Origin of the sequence: Clostridioides sp. ZZV14-6009 (genome assembly GCF_020658095.1) — a bacterium.
GTDB lineage: Bacteria > Bacillota > Clostridia > Peptostreptococcales > Peptostreptococcaceae > Clostridioides.
In genome coordinates this window covers 104,893-125,033 of record NZ_JAGWDG010000009.1, presented here as the reverse complement: position 1 = coordinate 125,033, position 20,141 = coordinate 104,893, and the positions used below count along the sequence as shown (strand labels likewise).

Here is a 20,141-nt window from a genome sequence, read left to right as displayed (position 1 = left end):
AGAATACTTTTCTTGTTTATACATTATTAGCATATCTTTAATATAATTTTATACTAAACTGTAGAATCTCTTTCAATCAATTCAGGCTTAAGCATTTCAACTACTGGCTCACAATCATCTTCCTCTAATAAAATTTTAAGTATATTAATCGTTTTTCCAATTAATAAGTCTAATGGTTGTCTAATCGTTGTTAAACTATAACTTTTCCATGAAGCCATCTGAATATCATCATATCCCATTACTGATAAATCCTCTGGTATCTTCAATTTATACTCAAATCTTGCAGCATCCATTACACCCATAGCTATCAAATCACTTGTGCAAAAAATTGCTGTTGGAGGACTTGATAATGCTAGCATTCTCTTTCCAGCTTCATATCCAGAATCATAATCATAATTTGCAGACTCTTCTTTAAGGTTGTGAATTCCATTTTGTCTTAATTTAGAATAAAATCCAATTTTCTTTTCCATTTCCTCACTTGTTTCTCTTGTAAATTGAATGTATCCTATATTTTTATGTCCCCTATCAATTAGGTATTCAGCAGCCATTCCTCCACCTTCAATTGGATCCACATAGACCGTACTTATTTTTATACCTGGTATAAAACGATTAAAAAGAATCACGGGAATATTATTTTCTTCACATGTCTCAGCCATTACCTTATTCATAGCTGAAGCTGTAATAATCACAGCTTCCACTTGAAACTGAATTACTCTTGAAATTATATTATCTATTCTTTCTTGTCTAGGAACCTTAAAAACAAGACACTGTTTACCTATTTCTTGAATCTTTTCCACAAATAAGTTAATAATTCTGTTGTAAAATGGACCTAAATTATCACCAACTATCAATCCTATAACATTTGTTTTGCCACTAATCATTCCTCTTGCAACTAAATTGGGAACATAACCAATTTCATCTGCTACACGGAAAATTTTTTCTCTTACTTCAGGTTTTACACCTTTTCCATTTGCACTACCAAATGCTCTTGAAACTGATGACTGCGATACTCCTGCTAGTTTTGCAACATCTTTTGAAGTAGCCGATTTATTATAATGAACTTTCTTTTGATTCATTTAGTATTTCTCCTTAAATATCTTGTATTTCTTTTTAGCATCTTTTACTTCTTCTTAAACATCTTACATTTCTTATTAAAATTGTATTAAAAATAAGATTATATATTGGACAACGAAAAAAACTAACACAATTAACTCTTGTTTCCCTAAAGAAAATGGCAATACAGATACTCCATCTACTTTATCTATTCCTTGCGAAATAAGTTCTTTTCTCATACCAAATACAGTATATTTTTTAATATCTTCTATATTATGATTATTCTTTAAAATGATACTAAAAATATATCCAAATATTAATGTTATTGTAGCACCTATTGCTGGATTCCACAACCAACTCACATTATATTTATTAGAAATAAAAAAGCCTAAAACTAATCCTATGATGAAACCAATAGAGACCCCTTTATCATGAGCTTTGTACGTAAACATAGCCAATATAAATGCACCTGTAGCTGGACCAGCAAAATATGAAATATAGTTACCAACAAGGTCAATAATTGATTTGATGCTTCCTCCAAATCCCATAATAATAAAACCTGTCATAACAATACCTATAATCATTGTTATAATCATCGTGACTTTTAATGACGATTCCTCATTATCTTTTTTAAAATAAAACTCATAAATATCCTTTGTAAAAACAGTTGTCATACTGTTTAATATAGAGTCAATACTAGACATCGCTGCTGCAAATACACCAGCAATAATAATTCCAATTGCCCCTACTGGAAGTTCATTCAAAATAAAAGTAATCATTATTTCATTTGTAGTTTCAAATGCTCTTCCCTTATAATAAACAAATAAAATCACTCCTACTAATAACATAAAATAGTAAGCTAAATTCATAACAAATGCACTAACTACAAAAGAATTTTTGGCACCTTTTAAAGATTTAGATGTCAAAACTCTTTGAACTTGAGATTGGTCAAAGCAGAAATATCTTATCCACATTACAGTTCCACCAATCAGAGTAGCCCAAAAAGTATTTGTAATTGAAATATCCATACTAAAATCAAATGTATTTAATTTACCGCTCTGTTGTGCAATTTGCAATGTATCAAAAAAACCGAGATTCATTCCTTTTAGTGCTGTCATAATTACTATAAATACAGCACTTATTACTACTACCATTTGAATACTATCAGTCCATATAACTGCTTTAATTCCCCCTAGTAGTGTATATATAATTGCTACACATACAACTATTGGAACCAAAATATAAAGTGACCAACCAGTGATTATCTGAATAATAAGTACTGGTATATACACCATAGAACTTGCTTGAATCAATGAATTGATAAAAAATTGAATAATAGTTAATCCTCTTGAATAATTGCCTAAACGAAGTCCCATATATTCATATACAGATGTTATTTTTAATCTATAAATAACTGGGATGGTAATGCTCAGTGCAAAAAATATTGCTAAAGGGACTGTAATGTTAACCATCACTGGATACATTCCATCCATATATGCCCATCCAGGACCCCCTATAAATCCATTAGCACTAATCATAGTAGCAGCAACTGACAAAGCAATTGGAATCCATGGCATTGACCTACCTGCTAAGAAATAATCTTCTTGATTTTTATTATCTTTTCCTGAATAATAACCAATAACCAACATTAATAGCAAATATCCTACTATAATACACACATCGATTACTGAAATCATAAGCCACCCCTTTCTAACTAACAAAATAGTTCTTAGAATTCTATTCTTTCTTGTTTAATGTTTCTGGTAAGAACAGCCATACAATAGCACCTGCTACAAATACTGCTGTTGATATATAAAAAATAGTTGTCATACCTAAAGCCCCTGAAGCTGTACCAGCTATTGCAGGGATTGCAAATGTAGATATAATTCTTCCTCCATTGAATGACATTCCCGAGGACAATGAACGATATTTACTTGGGAATAATTCTGTATAGTATGCTCCCCATGCTCCAGAATATCCAACAGCAATACCTAATAATACTGATATCATATAAAATGCTGTTGTATTATTTCCTCCTAGTTTTGTATATATAAAGACAAATACTGCCGCTAATGCCATACCTATAAAAGGTACTTTTCTTCCAAATTTATCTGCTATTGAACCCCAGAATAAATATCCTACTAACTGCCCAATTCCTTGTAAACTATATATAGAACCTGCTACTGCTGCTGTCATTCCCATTCCTGTTACCAAATATGTAGTTGCATTGTTTGAAAATGCTGAGTATGCTGTAAAATTAGCACCTGATAAAATAATTGTTCCTAATCCAATCCACAAATATTTCCCCTTATACATACTTACATAGCTAATTTTTTCACCTGTTTCTTTTCCTTTTTTAACCAATTCTTTTGTATACTCTGAATCATCTGGTACAAAGAAAAATGCTAAAATAGCTCCAATTATAGGTGGTATAATCGCAGTATACATTAATATTTGCCAATTTGCATCACCTAAAAATCCATACACTTTCCCGCCAAAAATCATGGCTAGCGAAAATAAAGCAGTTAATACAGCAGCTAACTTACCACGATATTTACTTGGAAACATATCCGCAACTAGAGGCATCGCTGTTCCAAATACACCACCCAATACTACCCCTGTACATAAACGTGCAATTTTCCACAATATAATATTTGTAGGAGATAACATTGGAATAAAAGTTGTCAACCCAATTAATAAAGCTACACTAATTAAAGTTTTCTTTTTACCAAGCTTTGTAGAAATCACTCCAAAAATGAATGTACCTGGAATTGTACCAAAGGACATGACAGCAAATATTTCTTCTGTCTGTTTTAATGAAAAACCAAACCCGCCTTCTGCCAAAGTATAAATCATTGTTGGTTTAATAAAAGTACCTACCATAAAATTATAGCAATAAAAAAAGTATATTAATGCAATGGAAAAAAATGCAATTCCCCTTTTTAGATTCGAATAATCTTTTCCTAGTATAATATCATTTTCTATCACATCTGTTGTTTTCATATTGTTCATAATTACCCCTCCCTTACTGTTAAGCATACTATCCCTAAAACTTTCAATTTTTACTTTTCATACATAATTCTTATTTAAGTTTTATATACATTTCTTGTTTAAATTCTATACATATTTCTTGTTCAATCTTTATAACAAGAATATTTACTTATATAATTTCTAAAGATGTTTATACTATAAACCCATTTACTCTTCTACACCCATATACATCTGCTTCAAAACATCCATACCATCAAAAGTCATCCATTCTTCCTTTACCTTACCTTGTAGTACATGATAATGATTAATTCCCATTACCTCTACATGCTTTCCAGAAGGTTGTCCAAAAAATCCAATGCCTTCATTTATTCCACGTAATCTCCATCTCACAGATACATCATACCCTTCATTTTTTTCCTTTTGATTACAAGTTACTCTTTCTACTTCATAACTTCCATTTGGAATTGAAGCAAGTAAACTTACAATCATTCCTTGAATCTCATCATACCCATTTAAATCTTTATCACATATGAAATGTACTACTGCATTATCGTGATAATATTTTTTAACTTCATTTATATATTTATAATTGTAAATACGACTTGTCATCTCAAGCATCATTTCACCAACAGAATCATCTTTAGCTTGATACTTTGCTGGCATAAATTGGCCATCCATAGACTCACAAATACCATAGGTTGATTGTAAGCTCAATACTTTAGATGCACTTGCCTTTGCCATATTTTTTGCCACTTCTTGAGGATTTAACCCTAACTGAGTAACAATCCATAGATTATCTCTAACTAGCCATTCTTCATGGATTCTATTATTCGTTGTAGCACAATCAATTACAGTTCTAAAATTTATCTTCTTTCCAGTTGCTGGAGCAAAATTACTATCACCTAAATTAGTTGCTGTAGACAAAACACGGTGAGAAGACAAAAAACCATCAGCACCAAAATTAGACCATATTACATTTTGACCAATCAGCCTTCTATCTGGAAATGCATGTAGAGTTTGAAGAGTATTCGAGATAACATCTTTTATACCAACTAAATTAGAAGAACCACAGTGCATTGTCACATTATTGTGATATGTATCATAAATAACTCCAATACCTTTTTCTTCCCAAATATTATGTGTAATTTTCATAATATAGTCTATAAAGTCTCTATACTTGGAATCAAATCCAGGTAATTTCTGCTCCCTTTTTGTTTGATTTGAAAAATCATTATAATCCATTACTCCAACAGGTGTTACTTCTAGCGAATCTCCATAGTAAATTTTTGTAGACTCCATATTTGCTTCTCCCTTCAATGTAATTTCTTCAGCTTTTTCAATAGTATTATTCTCATTGATTTTATCTGTATTAGCTTTATTTACTTCAACATTACTTAATTTAAGCTCACTTATATCAACTTCTTTTGCATTTACTTTCTCTTTATCTTTTTCTCTTACATCATTTTTATCAATATATTTCAATTTGCATCCCATCCCCCCTCTTGAATACGTATTCAAAATTAATTATTAAAAATTAAGCATTAAAAATACTTTTAGTTCTTTCAAGAATATCAAGACCTTGTTGTTTTAGCCAGTAAGGAATATCAATTAACACCCAATTTTCTTTAAGTTTATCTCCCTTGCGATAGTAAACGTCAACAACTTGCATATCTGCCTTAACCTCTCCACCTGGCAATCCTAAAAATCCTCCACATGGGATATTGCTTAAGTTAGGCCATCCAAAGAAACAAGCAAAATTTCCTTCTGCAAATCTACATACATGTCCATTAAAAGTCTTTCCTTTTAAATTATTTCTAAATGGCAATTGATGCTGTTCTTGATATCTAGGTATAGTATAAGAAGCTCCAATCCCCCCTGGTCCATACCAAATCATATCTTTAGCCCATGATTTTTCAAGTATCTCTGGTGGACATCCCATAGAACCACTGTCATTTAATTCAGATAAATCATCTACCATTTTATTGACTAATGCTAAAGTCTTAACCCCATCTACTTCGTCTGCATCTTCAAAAAGTAGTCCATTGTGGTCAATTGGTCCTGGATATACAAAATATGAACCTGTTTGTGGTGGCAATGGATTGACACCTGCCTGAATCATAAATCCAATTATATCTACAAATAATCCAGTCTTGGAAATTTTACCATCTTGCACACAGTTAAATTCTGCGTATCTTAAGCTAATCATCTTGCGAGTATGCTTAATACCAAGCCAGTCATTATCAAAAAGCCCCATAAAATGACCCATACTCATTACCCACTCACTGTTATCAATTTCATTAGTACCTGCAATAAAGATATCTTGTCGTCTTTGCATATTACTCAATGAATTTTTTAAAGGCTTCCAAAATGTATCTGCTACATTTTCAACTCCTCTTTGTTCACGAAATGGATATACGCCTCTCCAGTCATATTCTGACCTCATGTACTGTTTTAAAATTTTTTTAATTTCATCTCCATTGGCGTTTTCTAATGCTTCAAAGTAATTTCTTACAACTCTTTTTGATTCTTGATATTTTCCCATGATTATATCCTCCCAAATTTATAAAGTATAATCTAACTTTATTGACTCTTCATTGCATACGTTTTCTCTTTTGTAGCTTTTTTATTTGTTTTTAGGCTATTTTATGAATACATATGCATTTTTCTAAATATTAACATATATCTAAAAAATTGTAAAGAAAATGTTATCATAAAAATGTAAATTGTAATTTATGTCTACTCAAATTTATAGGATTTTTATCCTTGCTAATAAAAATAATCTTTACCTCCCATATTTATTGAAATACTTGCACCAATAAATGGCTATAAAAAATTAAAGGTGACAGTCTTTTTAAAGCTGTCACCTTTTTGATTTAGTCAATCTAATATGTTTTTATTTGTATTCTGGTGTTTATTTTTTAATATTTATTTGTTGATTTATTGAATTTCTAATTCTACTTTTTATCAACGCATTTTTTTTCTTCACATTTCATTTCTTCTTTAGTATTATTTTTTTGAACAGATTCTATTTGTTCATCAGTTGCTGTTTTAGATTCATCAATTTTTTCATATTCTTTTATATTATTTTTCTCAGCATCTTCTTTATTTTCAGACATTATTTTTTCATCTACATTTTGATTTTCAAATCTTCCGTATTTCTGATATTCATTGTTTTCTTGATAATTTTTAGCATCAAATTCTTCATTGTCTTTAGATTCTCTGTAACTTCTTTCATGACCACTTGGGGCAAATCCTTCATGACTTCTACACTCTCTATGCTCATGACTTCCTTCATGACCTCTATATTCTCCTCTTTCGTACCCTCTTGGGGCAAATCCCTCATGACCTCTATACTCTCTATTGCCATGATTTCCTTCATATCCTCTTGACCCAAATCCTTCATGACCTCTGCATCTTGCATGTTCATGATTTCCTTCGTATCCTCTTGGCCCAAAGTTTTCATGACGCATCATTTCAAATCTTTTACACCCTTCACATATATGATTCCATGGATGTCTATGAGGACCCCCATATCCCATTTGACCATGATGTTGCGAATATTTATTATGTTCTCCATAGTGTTCTTGGTGTTTATGATGTCCTCTCATTTCAAAATCTTCAAATCCTGTAAATCCTTCTCTTTTATCTTTGTAATAATTCATATTAACTCCTCCTAATTAACCCGATTTTTTCTATTAATTTATTTTCTTAGTTTTTATTAAGGTACCTTATTTATTTTTAATTATAAAGGTACCTTATAATTTTGTCAATACTATTTTTAAGGTACCTTTGCATTTTTTTAATTTCTTTTATTTTCTCTTTTTAAAATGAAAAAAATTAAAGATGCTTCTACTAATAAAATGATTCTTATAGTATGCATAACAAAACCTTAGGATTTTTAATTTATTTTAGTCTTAGCTTAATTTGTTTTGACTTACTTTTAAACCTGAAAATTATGGCATGAAAAAGTTGTATAGAAAAGCACATATTTATTATCATGTATAATTTTTTATTAAATTGCTTAAATTTATCAAACTGTTTCCTAGACTTCAATTTATCAAATAATTACTTTTAAAAAAAGTGAACCATTTATAGTAAAATTTTATCTAATGAGTGTAAGGCAAAAAAGTAGTGCTACTTCATAGAAATGTAGATTTATCTAATTATTTCCTAAACTTCAATTAAAAATAATTATTTTAAAAAAAGTGAACCATTTATAGTAAAATTTTATCTAATAAGTGTAAAGCAAAAAAGTAGCGCTACGATTTGCATGGAAAGGTAGGAATACAATTGGATAAAACTACATTTATTAATAATATTCTTGAGTCAGAACAGACTTTGTATCGTGTATCTAAGTCTATTTTAGGAAACGACCAAGATTGTGAGGATGCTGTTAACAATGCTATTTTAAAAGCATATGAAAAATTAGACTCACTGAAAGAACAACAATATTTTAAGACTTGGTTGATTAGAATAGTCATAAATGAATGTAATTCATTAAGGCGTAAACAGTTTAATATTCTACCATTTGAAGAAATTCTCAATAACAAAAAAGTAGAAGAAAAAGATGATTACAGTGATTTATATATTGCTATTCAAGGTTTATCTAAAAAAATTAAGATTCCAATAGTTCTTTATTATATCGAGGGATATTCAATAGATGAGATTAAAAAAATATTAGATATACCTCAAGGAACTGTAAAAAGCAGATTATCAAGAGGTAGAAAATTATTAAAAACTAAATTAGAAGATATGGAGGTAAAGTATGAACAAAGACAAGTTAAATAATTCATTCCCGAAAGCTCCAGAAAGCTTTCATAATAGATTAAATAAAACATTAAATAGTCTACCAGAAAGAGAGGAAAATTATAACATGATTAATAATAAAACACATAAATCACCATTTAAATTATCATTCAAAAAGAGCTTAATTGCAACTTTGGCTGTTACTCTACTGTTAAGTACAACAGCTCTTGCAGTAGGAGAAATATCTAGTCTATTTTCAAGTACAAGTAATAAGGCTACCTATACATCTGTCCCAACTACAGAACAAGTAAAAAAAGACTTTAAATTTGCGCCTAATATAGTTTCTGAATTTAGTAATGGATATAAATTTAAAGGAGGATATATTGAAAAGGAAAAAGGACTTGATAAACAAGGTAATATTTTAGGAGAATTAAAATCACTTAATATCAAGTATGAAAATGGTAATGATGAAATATCTCTTAAAACATCAAATAATATACTTGGAAAAGATTCTGAGAATATAAAAGTTGTAGATACGTACAAAGATGTAAATATTTCTTATGATGAATTCAAGCAAAAGTATGTACCAGAAGGTTATAAAATGACAGAACAGGATAAACTTGATGAAAAATCAGGTAAATATACATTTAGTGAGTGGTCAGGTGAGGTGGAAGTTAATGAATATAAGTATTTAAGTTGGAAACAAAATGGAGTTTATTACTCATTTATAGTTGAAGACTCAGGTTTATCTATGAATGATTTAGTAGAGATGGCTCATGAAGTAATAGATACAAAATAAAGATAAGTAATATAAAACATAGCCAACGATTGAATTATTTATGAGTCTATTATTTGTGACTTTAATTTATTTATTAGTAAACATAACCATCTCTTTTATATTAATATTTTTTTTAGAATTTATATATCAGATTCTAGCTATTTAACTGCTATACAAATTCTAGTTAAATAATATACTAAAAAGCCCTTAAAAAACATCTATTTTGGATTTTAAGGGCTTTAACTTTATGATAAAATACTCATCTAAATATTCATTACAAATACATAATAAATATATAATAAATATATAATAAGCCTAAAAAAATTATATAAGAATTAAAATTTCATTGTTTTAATATTACTTCAACATTATTTTAATATTGTTTTAATGTTGTTTTAATATCGTTTTAGTATTACTTTAATCTTACTTTAATATGTTTTAATAAAGAACTTATCTCGTCTAAATAATATATGTTTAGCACATGAAGAACTCTTGTACAACAAGTATAAAGGAGCAACCTTTCATCTTCATTATTATAATTTTTATTGCTTGCATTATATATAATAACCACATCAAATTCAAGCCCTTTAGATAGATATGAAGGCATTATTAACACACCGTTTATATACTCGTCATCATCTTTTGTTATACATTGTACATCAACATCATTCTCTTTTACAAACTCGTATACTTCTCTAGTTTCACGAACTGTCTTTGTTATGATACCAATAGATTTATAATTTTTCTGTTTATAATCTTTTATATCGTCATATTTGCAGAATTAAAGAGTTTATAAAATATTTCATATTGTAATGGAGTGTAATCCTATGCTTCATCTATGATTACATATTTTTATAGTAGAAAGATAAATAGTTTCTAATCTTCATTAATATCCTTTTCGCTATGCTTTTCATCCTTAGATACATTCTGTTCATCAAATCTCTTATTCTTAAAAAACTCTGGATGTTGTTTTACTATCTGTTCAAAAAATCCCGGATGCTGTTTCATCATTTGTTCAAAAAATTCTTCTCTATTAAAAAAATCTTGAAATGCTTCCATACGTGAACTATAAAACTCTTTTCCTTCTTGAGAACTCTCATGTGGATTTGGACGTGAATCCATATGTCCCATTCCAAAGCCTTCTCTTCCATTAAAACCTAAGCGTTGACCAGGATATGGTCTTGAGTGTGGTCCCATATGCGACCCATCAAAATTAATATTATCATCATTTTTTATAGTTCTCTCCAACTCATTAGTAATCTTAATAAGAATATCACTTAGAATGCTTTTTTCTTCTTTTTCTAAAATATCGAATATTTTATTAGTTGGGTCTTCTTCCTGCTCAATTTTATTAATTTCATCCATACCTTTTGATGTTAGTCTTACTACCATTACTCTACGGTCTTTTTCTGAAGGGGTACGAGTAATAAATCCTTGATTTTCTAGTTTTGAAAGCAATTCACCTAAAGATTGAGGTCTCATATCAAGCAAATATGATAGTTCTTTTTGAGTAATTTCTGGCTTTATTTTTAGCATAGATAATACTCTTCCTTGACCTCTATGCGTTCCTCTAAAAAAACCATGTGATTTATGATTTTGAAGGTGAAATTTATGTAGTAATGATTGTACTTTAAAAAATTGCTCTAATAAATTTTCATCTTGAGTTTCATTCATGATTTTTACCTCCTAAATTAATTATTAATTTTGTAATCATGCACTTTACTAATTATATAATTTTTTTCAAATAGGTCCTTTAAAAAGGTACCTTACTTGTATTGAGTATAAGAGCAAGCCTTGGATTTGTCAAATATTTTAATACTTTACTACACTTTTTATGCTTTTTCAGCACCATAATAAAATACTTGTATTGTCTCTTTTAAATAAATAATCAAGTTTGATTTTTCAAATTAAAAACTACAATATATTATTACAAAATAAAAATACCCAATCAACCTAAATAGTCCAATTGGGTATAAATTCTTTAAAAAATCATTTTGTATTTAAATAATTATCTTTGTATTTGAATTTTTATCTAACTCTAATCTTTATCTAACTCCAACTTTTATTTAACTCTAGCTATTAGAGAAATTGTATTAAAGTACTTACCATCTTCTACTTCCATCATTTTTTTATCATTTTTTGCATAAGAATTATCGCAGTTTAACCAATCTTGCCATGCTTCTTCATGACAACTTAAAGCTTCACATTTCTCTAAAATCACAGACTCCGATTCTGACCAAAGTTCATTCCACCATTTAAGAGAATGAAAATTCATATTATCTTGCCAAAATGGAATAAGTTCATCAGGTATACAATCTACAAAATCTTGTTTTAATCCTGGCATTGCCATTGCAATTATTCCACCCTCTTTTACAAGAGGCGATATGTGATTTTCTAAAAAACCTTCTTTGTTTCCAAAGTAGTGATAAGAGTGAACACTTATTACTGCATCAAAGAAACCTTCTGCGTAAGGTAATTCATGTGCCTCTGCTTGTATTGGAAATATTTTATTATCTAAGTTAAAGTCCTTAAATCTTTCATAATTCTCAGTTGGTTCTATCCACAAATCTGTTGCAAATACAGTTGCATCAAATTCATTTGCTAAAAATATAGAAGATATACCTCTTCCACATCCCAAATCTAAAATACGCATTCCCTTTTCTAATTTTATCTTATTTGTCATTTCCTCTAGTATTTTTATACAATTAGGCCCCATCATGTTTTTCATGAGGAACTCTTTGTCATATTTATTACTTTTCGTAAATATCATTCTATCTTTCCTTTCCTTATAAATTATTATTTATTTAAATTGTTCCTATTTTAATGTATATACTAATTAATCTATTTAATTTAGCGGATATTTGACACTTTACCTTTTATTATACCATTTATTCTCATAAATATAATAATTCTATTATTTTAAAATTAATATTTATAATAATTTAAAATAAATACTTATAAAATATAGTTTATCATAATAATACTATAAAAAAACATCGAAAAATAAGTATTCTAGAGAGGAGTAGTAAAAATAGCTTTGATATATGTTAGTTATAAAATATGAACAAATAAAGAAGCAAATAGACATGAACTTTGGAATAACTAAAAGAATCTAACTCTGCGACAATTTTTTAAACTCTCCAGAGAGCATTACGACACTACATTATAAAGCTAATTAAGATACTATTCTAAAAACAATAAAATAAGCAGTCAGTAAACACAAATTTTTACTGACTGCTTATTTTTGTTTTCTTAAATTCTGGAGTAATAAAATCATTTTCAAAATTCATAAAACTCCAATCATCATCAATATTTTTAATATCAAATTCTATGTCTAGCTTTTTATAAAGTTCTTTTGCTTTAATACTAATCACTCCTTTATAATAATATTTAACTGATACATATTTATACAAGAGTTCTATAATATGCTTATACTTTAAAAGTCAACTATATCTCAAAATACTGTGAGTATTAACTCATTTTAAAGTATAGTTTATTTTTCTAGTATACGTTTTATCTCAATACTCTTGCCTATAAATATCCGTTCATTTTAATATACTTTATTAACCCTGTCAAATACTATTATTTTATATGAGCTATTCTCAATTTATTTATTATTCTAATTATATTTACTTATTATCTTAATTCTTATTGACTTACTATCTTATAGTTACTCTCATTTATTATCCTAATCCTGTTAATCATTAAGCTCCTAACTACCTAAACTTTTTTTAAATTTTTAGAAGGCTTTTTTTTAACTTCAATAATCTTTAAAATATCATCAAGCTCTTTCTCATTCTCCACTCTATAATTTATCCATCCTCCACTTCCACAAGGGTATCGCTTATCCCAAAATTCATTTGTCTTTGGCAATAAGTTATCCAGTATATCTAATAGCTTATCTACATCATTACTTCCAATTTGAATAGTTACTGTAAAGCAATCTTTCTCAAAAAACACATAAAATAGATGCATTGTTTTATGTGAATACTTATATCCCCAGCCATAATTATTTCCAAAAGGAAATCTTAATTCTTTACGTAAATCATATTTTTTATCTAATAAATTCTCAAGATACAAAATAAGGTTAAAATGATTTTTGCCCACATACTCAGAAATCTCTTTTTCTGATGGCATGACACTTTTATTCAACATTCTTTCATACAATTTTAATCACCACTTTTGATTTATTTTTAATCTGAAAATACTAGTATCAAAATTATTCACTTTTTTTACATTCCTCCACAAATTCAATTGGATGTTGAATAATCTTAGAAACTTCTTCTACAGAATACCCTTCATCTAAATATCTTCTAGCTATAACTTCCATAGATTCTCCTACCTCGATAATATGTTTATCAGGGTCATAAATACGCACTACCCTCTGTTGCCATTCATATTTTAGTGGTTGATGAACATACTCTACATCTTTATATGATTTAAGTTTTTCAATAAATTTATCAAAATCATCAGCTTCAAAATAAAGTTCCATATTGTGTGACTTTTGCACAACTGTATCGGGATTTAGCCCTGTTAACCATGCAAAATCCTCTTGTATTGCAAATCCCCCACTAAAAGTTACATTTCTACCTAAATCTAACACAACTTTTTGGTCAAACAATTCTCCATAAAACTTTTTTGACACTTCTACATTATTTACTGCCAATAATGAACATTGATATTTCATAAATGTACCCCCTAATTTCTATTATTATTTTATTATATCAATTTAAACTTGAAAGCTATATGTCATATTTACAAAAATTATTTGATTATGTATTTTACACAACTACAATCTCCATACAAAAAGCTACCCTAAATATAGTTATTTAATTGATAACTAAAGGTAGCTTTTTATATTGAATTAATAGAATTGTCCATCATTAATTTACACTCATGTTTAATTTTATTTTGGTTCATATTACAAACCATTTATAATTTTCAAAGTCAAATATACTATATATCATAAATATACTGTATATGATTTAGGTTTATACTATACAAGCTCGAAAAATTTCTAAAAATAAGTTTTCATATTTTTAGGTATCATGTTTTATTTTACAAATAGCTACTATTTTTCTTTAATCTTCTTTTCTTATTTTTCTTTAATACTTCTTAACCACGCTTCAATAAAAAGTATATCCTCTTCACTTATATTATCATCTGCATGCAGTGATAATAATAAACTTTTTATAGAGGAATCGTGAATATTACTAAAAAACTCTCTTGTTTCAAAATTCAAGTAATCTTTTTCAGCAATTAAAATCTCATACTGTGTATGTTTATTTATCTTTTTAGAATTTAAAAATCCTTTAACTACTAATCTAGATAAAACAGTTAAAGTTGTCGTTTGCTTCCATTGATATTTTTGCTCCATAGCTAAAATAATATCTTTTGATGTTATTTTGGAATCTACTTTCCATATAAATTTCATTATCTTAAATTCTGATTGTGGCAGCTTTTTTATCGGCATAATAAACCTTTGCTACTCAGAATATAGACAAGCAATATCCACAGTAAAATTTTCATCAATTTAATTGATATTATATTCATTTAAATTACTGTGATTTTATAAGATTTTCTCAATCTTAAATTCTAAAGTTAGCTATTTGTACATAATAAACATATGTAAATAGTGTCAAAATTACTTTATATTGCTTAGTTTTATGAAATATCTTGTACTCAGCTATATACTTCTGGATACTTGTCTCAGTAGCTCTCCCTTCTCTTAAGTTTTTCTTTCTAATTTTAAGCATTTATATTTTAGTAATCTTACTTCTTTTAATTTTGACTTATTGCTTCTCTAACTTTTAAAAAAATAATCTATCATTTGCGATTTTAAATACTGTAATCTCAATCTTAATTTACGATTTTAAATATTGTAATCTCAGTCTTAATAATTACACTTTATACAATTAAATTTTGCTAGTTTATTGAATATTCGTTTGTATCTTTTATAATCCAAACCTTTTCCTCAACAGTTCTTTATAGCTCTAATTTAATTCAACATATCTAGACATCTACACTTGATATAACTAAAAATCAGACACCAAAACTCTACTTTAGTAGAGTTTATATGGTCAAAAAATGTCTATTTAAAATACTTTTTCGCTCTAAATACAAAGTTATAATAAAATATTTTTCTAATAATTACATAAAAGTTTTTCTAATTAAATCTGCTCTTAAAATCTGATTATCGTCTTCTCAAAATTAAAAACTACTATATTATAATTCTATTTTAGTAGAATATTTTTGTCAATAACATTTTAAGTATTATTGAAAAATATTTAAAAAAAGGGAACTATTTAAAGAGTTTAACAATCTTACAATAATTCCAAAATATATTATTCCTATGAAAATTTTGATACCATGAGTAACTTAGCTCTAAGCGCATAAAGCAAAAGTTACTATTTTATTTAATAAAACTTGACAAGAAAAGAATTTATATTTATTCTACTATGATAGAGTATTTTTGTCAATAAATAATAAAATTATTTTCAAAATATTTTCATTGTTCACGCTTATTCATTATTTCATTATAAAATATTACTTTAATAGTGGTAATTTTAAAGTTATTTTTAGACCTTGACAATTATCACTTATGATATCTAATTTACCTTTATGTGCATTTATAATACCTGCTACTATTAAAAGCCCTAGACCATGATTCTGACCTTTAGCATATGCATCACTCAAATTATATTGATGCTTCAATAAATAACTAATTTTATCTTTACTTATACCTTTTCCATCATCTTCAATAGTTATATAGCAAAAATCTAAATCAGACCTTGAAACTACATTTATATTACACCCATGTTGATTGTGAGTTATGCTATTTTGTATCAAATTGCTAATTGCTCTTTTTAATAACTTTTTATCTGCATCTATAATAATATCTTCATCCAATATATTAAGCTCAATATAAAAGTTATTATCCAAATTATTATTTATAAAATCAGAAACAACCTCTCTTAAGAAAGCAGAAACTCTAATTTTACCGCAATCTAATGCTTGCATATTGTATTCTAATTTAGAGACTAAGTTAAGGTCGCTTACTAATTCCCTAATCTTAATACCTTGATTACATATAATATATACTTGCTCATGTTCTCTTTGAGAAAGATTTTTACTTTCCTCAAGCTCTCCAGCATATCCTATTATCATTGAAAGTGGTGTTCTTATATCATGAGATATTCCTGCAATCCAATTAGACCTAGCTTCTTCTCTTTTTCTAAGCTTTGCATTTTTTTCCTGTAATTCTCTAGATACAGAGTTAATAGATTTTGAAATATCGCTAAGTATCCCCTTTTCTTGAAGAAGTACTGGCTCGCCCTTTGAAATAAGCTTCATCCCTGTAATAATTGGCTTTATAGATTTTATCATTTTTAATCCTATAAATAAAGCTATTAAAAAAGTAATCATTGCATTAAGCAAAAGCATAATTAATATTAACCTTGGAAATTGGTCTATTTCATTAATAGTATAAGTAAGGTTAAACCTTGTATACTTGTCTTTGGGATATCCTGTAACTAGAAGCCCATCAGGATGTTCCCATACATACACAGGATAGTCTTTTAAAAAAAATTTTGAAAACTTAGCTACATCCGTTAAAGTATAATGCTTTGGTATTTCGTTTGGTAAATCATACTCCCATATTCTGTCCCCATTATCATCAATTAGCATTGCCCAAGCTTGATTTTTGTGTAACACCTCTTTACTAGATTCATCCAAGACAAACTTACCATCCTTTAAAGTTAACTTTTCTTCAAGCATCATTAAATTTGCTTTAGTTTCTCCGCTATTGCTTGTATCTGATTCGCCAGAGTATGGGTATACAAAAGTTACATATGAAAATATCAAAAATCCTGCTATGTTTAAGATAATTAGAAATAATGAAATCAAGATACTTGAACCTATAAATCGTCTTAATATATACTTTACACTATCCAAAATTAAATCCCTCCTCTTGAAATCTTCATATGGCATAAATCAATTAATAATTAACTTATATCCAAGCCCTCTTACTGTAAGAAGATGCTTAGGAGAAGATGGAGCTTCTTCTATCTTTTCTCTAACTCTCCTAACATGTACCATAAGAGTATTTTCATACCCATACATGTCATCCCCCCATATAGCTTGACATAGTGCATCACTAGTAACAATTCGCCCTTTATTTTCATAAAGCTTTAAAAGCAGGGAATGTTCTTTAGCAGTTAAAGATATTTCTTGTCCATCTTTTTTCACACATGCAGTATTTAAATTTACAACAACATAATCTCCTAGTTTAAATACTGGCAACTCATCTTCCTTCATAGGAATATATACACGATTTAATATACCTACTAACCTTAAAGTAAGTTCTTTAGGTAAAAATGGCTTTACTATATAATCATCAGCCCCTAAACCTAGACCAATCAATCTATCTTCATCCTCTCCTCTTGCAGAAAGAAAAATAACTGGTATCTTAGACGTTTCTCTAATTTTTCTCATAATAGAAAAGCCATCTCCATCTGGCAACACTACATCTAAAATTGCACAGTCTGGTTTTATATTTTTAAATACTCTCACAGCTTCTTCATAACTAGATGCTAGAAAAATTCTATTAAATCCCTCTTTTCTTAAGATTTCATCTATCATTTTTAATAATTCTTTATGGTCATCAACCACAAGTATTTTTTTATCCTTTATTGTTTCCATAATCATCACCCTTCCTAAGTATATCATATACCCATTTTTATAACTTTACCTCAATAGACTATTTAAGGTTATCGTAAGGTAAACTTCAGCTAGCTGAAATGTAAGTGCTTTATTGTATTAATATAAGCTACAAACACTACTATATGTAAGTCATAAAAATTCATACTAAATTATAGAAAAGAGGATAAAACATATGGAAATGATAATTAAGACAAACAGACTTTCAAAAGAATACAATAAAATATTTAGAGTAAAAGACTTAGACCTTAGAGTCCCAAAAGGAGCTGTATATGGCTTTTTAGGTCCTAATGGTGCTGGTAAATCCACTACTCTTAAAATGCTACTTGGACTTGCAAAGCCTACACAAGGAAATATTAGTATTTTAGGCAAAGAATTAAACGATAAAAACAGGATATCAATCTTAAATGACATTGGCTCATTGATAGAATCTCCATCATACTATGGACACTTGACAGGACTTGAAAATATGACTATTATGCAAAGACTTTTAGATTTACCTAAAAAAAATATACATGAAGCCTTAAAAATAGTAAGACTAGAAAATCAAAAGAATAAGAAGGTCAGTCAATATTCACTAGGTATGAAACAACGTCTTGGTATTGCCATGGCAATAATGAAGTTTCCTAAATTATTGATACTTGATGAGCCTACAAATGGACTTGACCCAGCTGGAATTGAAGAGATTAGAGAACTAATAAAATCTCTTCCAGAAAAATATGGTATGACAGTTCTTATTTCCAGTCATCTTCTAGGTGAAATTGACCAAATCGCCACATCAATAGGAATAATAAATCATGGCGAACTTGTTTTTCAAGATAGTATAAAAGAACTTCATGATAAAGGTCAAAGTCATATTGCTATTAAAACACAAAATCCAATATCTGCTCAAAAACTTTTAAATACACAAGGATATATGTCACTTATACAAGATGGATATTTAACTATTGAGAATTTAAAAGATACGGATGTAGCTAAAGTAAATAACATACTTGTACATTCAAATATGGATGTGTTTAGAATAGAAGAACATAAAAAGAGCTTAGAGGATATATTCCTTGAACTTACTGGCAAGGCGGTGACTTTATAATGAAATATCTTAGTTTAGAATTCTATAAGATTAAAAGAAAGAAAATTATTTTGATGACATTTTTATTTGTAGCTGTTGAGATAATGTGGTGTATCATGAATTCAAACAGAGCTCTTACAAAAAATCCAGACATGCTAAGTGGATTTGAATATTCATACATGATTATGAGTTTTACAAGTTTAAACGGATTATTTTTTCCTATTTTAATATCAATAATTACTTCACGAATAAGCGATATAGAACATAAAGGAGATACATGGAAACTTTTAAAATCTTCTGCTACACCCTTAAACAGTATTTATTTTTCTAAATTTTTATGCTCCACTATTTTGATATCAGTATCTATACTCTTACAAATATTAGCTATTTTAGGTTTTGCGTCTTTTAAGGGCTTTATCGAACCATTTTCTATGTCCTTAATTATCAAATATACCTTAGGCACAATACTTGTTAGTATAGCTATAATAGCACTGCACCAATGGGTTGCAACTGTATTCCAAAATCAAATGCTTGCTGTTACGCTTGGTATGTTAGGTAGCTTTATAGGTTTAACATCAGGATTATTTTTTCAAGGTATTCGTAGATTATTTATATGGTCTTATTACATAGAATTAACGCCTCTAAATTATGCCTATGACACTGCCCTTGGTTCATCAGTTTACAAGGTAAATATGAATTTTTCAATGACTGTTTTAATCTTCTTTGTTGGAATGTTAATTTATTATATTGGAAAAAATCATTTATTAAAAAAGGAAATATAGGAGG

The 20,141-nt window shown here is 28.3% G+C and carries 19 protein-coding genes; 4 read left to right on the top strand and 15 right to left on the bottom strand.

Annotation, left to right across the window (positions count from 1 at the left end):
* Nucleotides 1-53 precede the first annotated feature (53 nt).
* The 6 genes from KGF36_RS12865 to KGF36_RS12840 form a co-directional block, all read right to left on the bottom strand.
* Nucleotides 54-1,076: a LacI family DNA-binding transcriptional regulator gene (locus KGF36_RS12865; protein WP_227842704.1), complete on the bottom strand. Its 1,023-nt coding sequence runs from the start codon at nucleotides 1,074-1,076 to the stop codon at nucleotides 54-56.
* A gap of 75 nt (nucleotides 1,077-1,151) precedes the next feature.
* Nucleotides 1,152-2,750, bottom strand: coding sequence for a sodium:solute symporter (locus tag KGF36_RS12860; protein WP_227854792.1), 1,599 nt, complete (start codon nucleotides 2,748-2,750; stop codon nucleotides 1,152-1,154).
* Nucleotides 2,751-2,790: 40 nt separating this feature from the next.
* Nucleotides 2,791-4,065, bottom strand: coding sequence for an MFS transporter (locus tag KGF36_RS12855; RefSeq protein WP_227828700.1), 1,275 nt, complete (start codon nucleotides 4,063-4,065; stop codon nucleotides 2,791-2,793).
* Between the two features lie 186 nt (nucleotides 4,066-4,251).
* Nucleotides 4,252-5,538, bottom strand: coding sequence for an ester cyclase (locus tag KGF36_RS12850; RefSeq protein WP_227854791.1), 1,287 nt, complete (start codon nucleotides 5,536-5,538; stop codon nucleotides 4,252-4,254).
* A 40-nt stretch (nucleotides 5,539-5,578) separates the two neighbouring features.
* A complete protein-coding gene (locus tag KGF36_RS12845) occupies nucleotides 5,579-6,586 on the bottom strand; it encodes a nuclear transport factor 2 family protein (RefSeq protein ID WP_227854790.1) in 1,008 nt (335 codons plus the stop codon).
* A gap of 412 nt (nucleotides 6,587-6,998) precedes the next feature.
* Entirely contained in the window at nucleotides 6,999-7,706 is a 708-nt protein-coding gene (locus tag KGF36_RS12840) for a hypothetical protein (RefSeq protein ID WP_227854789.1), read from the bottom strand.
* A gap of 628 nt (nucleotides 7,707-8,334) precedes the next feature.
* Between KGF36_RS12840 and KGF36_RS12835 the strand changes: the two genes are divergently transcribed.
* Nucleotides 8,335-8,832: an RNA polymerase sigma factor gene (locus KGF36_RS12835; protein WP_227828704.1), complete on the top strand. Its 498-nt coding sequence runs from the start codon at nucleotides 8,335-8,337 to the stop codon at nucleotides 8,830-8,832.
* Nucleotides 8,810-9,589, top strand: coding sequence for a hypothetical protein (locus KGF36_RS12830; protein WP_227828705.1), 780 nt, complete (start codon nucleotides 8,810-8,812; stop codon nucleotides 9,587-9,589). The genes KGF36_RS12835 and KGF36_RS12830 overlap by 23 nt, the downstream gene beginning before the upstream one ends.
* 391 nt (nucleotides 9,590-9,980) lie before the next feature.
* On the opposite strand, the gene KGF36_RS20490 is transcribed toward KGF36_RS12830, so the two are convergent.
* From KGF36_RS20490 to KGF36_RS12785, 9 genes are all read right to left on the bottom strand, one after another.
* Nucleotides 9,981-10,175 carry an ATP-binding domain-containing protein gene (locus KGF36_RS20490; RefSeq protein ID WP_413840943.1) on the bottom strand — a complete coding sequence of 65 codons (195 nt, stop codon included), beginning with the start codon at nucleotides 10,173-10,175 and terminating at the stop codon, nucleotides 9,981-9,983.
* A gap of 269 nt (nucleotides 10,176-10,444) precedes the next feature.
* On the bottom strand, nucleotides 10,445-11,242 hold the full coding sequence (locus tag KGF36_RS12820; RefSeq protein ID WP_227842709.1) for a MarR family transcriptional regulator: 798 nt from the start codon (nucleotides 11,240-11,242) through the stop codon (nucleotides 10,445-10,447).
* Nucleotides 11,243-11,630: 388 nt separating this feature from the next.
* Entirely contained in the window at nucleotides 11,631-12,296 is a 666-nt protein-coding gene (locus KGF36_RS12815) for a methyltransferase domain-containing protein (RefSeq protein WP_227854788.1), read from the bottom strand.
* A gap of 499 nt (nucleotides 12,297-12,795) precedes the next feature.
* The gene (locus tag KGF36_RS12810; RefSeq protein WP_227854787.1) at nucleotides 12,796-12,942 is read right to left on the bottom strand and encodes a hypothetical protein; all 147 of its coding nucleotides are present in this window, start codon (nucleotides 12,940-12,942) and stop codon (nucleotides 12,796-12,798) included.
* A 346-nt stretch (nucleotides 12,943-13,288) separates the two neighbouring features.
* A complete protein-coding gene (locus tag KGF36_RS12805; protein ID WP_227854786.1) occupies nucleotides 13,289-13,735 on the bottom strand; it encodes a DUF3788 family protein in 447 nt (148 codons plus the stop codon).
* Between the two features lie 52 nt (nucleotides 13,736-13,787).
* Entirely contained in the window at nucleotides 13,788-14,255 is a 468-nt protein-coding gene (locus KGF36_RS12800) for a VOC family protein (RefSeq protein WP_227828710.1), read from the bottom strand.
* A 408-nt stretch (nucleotides 14,256-14,663) separates the two neighbouring features.
* Nucleotides 14,664-15,041: a BlaI/MecI/CopY family transcriptional regulator gene (locus tag KGF36_RS12795; protein WP_227839774.1), complete on the bottom strand. Its 378-nt coding sequence runs from the start codon at nucleotides 15,039-15,041 to the stop codon at nucleotides 14,664-14,666.
* A gap of 1,073 nt (nucleotides 15,042-16,114) precedes the next feature.
* Nucleotides 16,115-17,521, bottom strand: a complete 1,407-nt coding sequence (locus tag KGF36_RS12790; RefSeq protein ID WP_227842712.1) for a sensor histidine kinase — start codon at nucleotides 17,519-17,521, stop codon at nucleotides 16,115-16,117.
* Between the two features lie 39 nt (nucleotides 17,522-17,560).
* Nucleotides 17,561-18,268: a response regulator transcription factor gene (locus tag KGF36_RS12785; RefSeq protein ID WP_227828713.1), complete on the bottom strand. Its 708-nt coding sequence runs from the start codon at nucleotides 18,266-18,268 to the stop codon at nucleotides 17,561-17,563.
* Between the two features lie 193 nt (nucleotides 18,269-18,461).
* On the opposite strand from KGF36_RS12785, the gene KGF36_RS12780 reads away from it, so the two are divergent.
* Both KGF36_RS12780 and KGF36_RS12775 read left to right on the top strand, forming a co-directional pair.
* A complete protein-coding gene (locus KGF36_RS12780; RefSeq protein ID WP_227828714.1) occupies nucleotides 18,462-19,376 on the top strand; it encodes an ABC transporter ATP-binding protein in 915 nt (304 codons plus the stop codon).
* Nucleotides 19,376-20,137 carry an ABC transporter permease gene (locus KGF36_RS12775; protein WP_227850472.1) on the top strand — a complete coding sequence of 254 codons (762 nt, stop codon included), beginning with the start codon at nucleotides 19,376-19,378 and terminating at the stop codon, nucleotides 20,135-20,137. The genes KGF36_RS12780 and KGF36_RS12775 overlap by 1 nt, the downstream gene beginning before the upstream one ends.
* The last annotated feature ends 4 nt before the right edge of the window (nucleotides 20,138-20,141 follow it).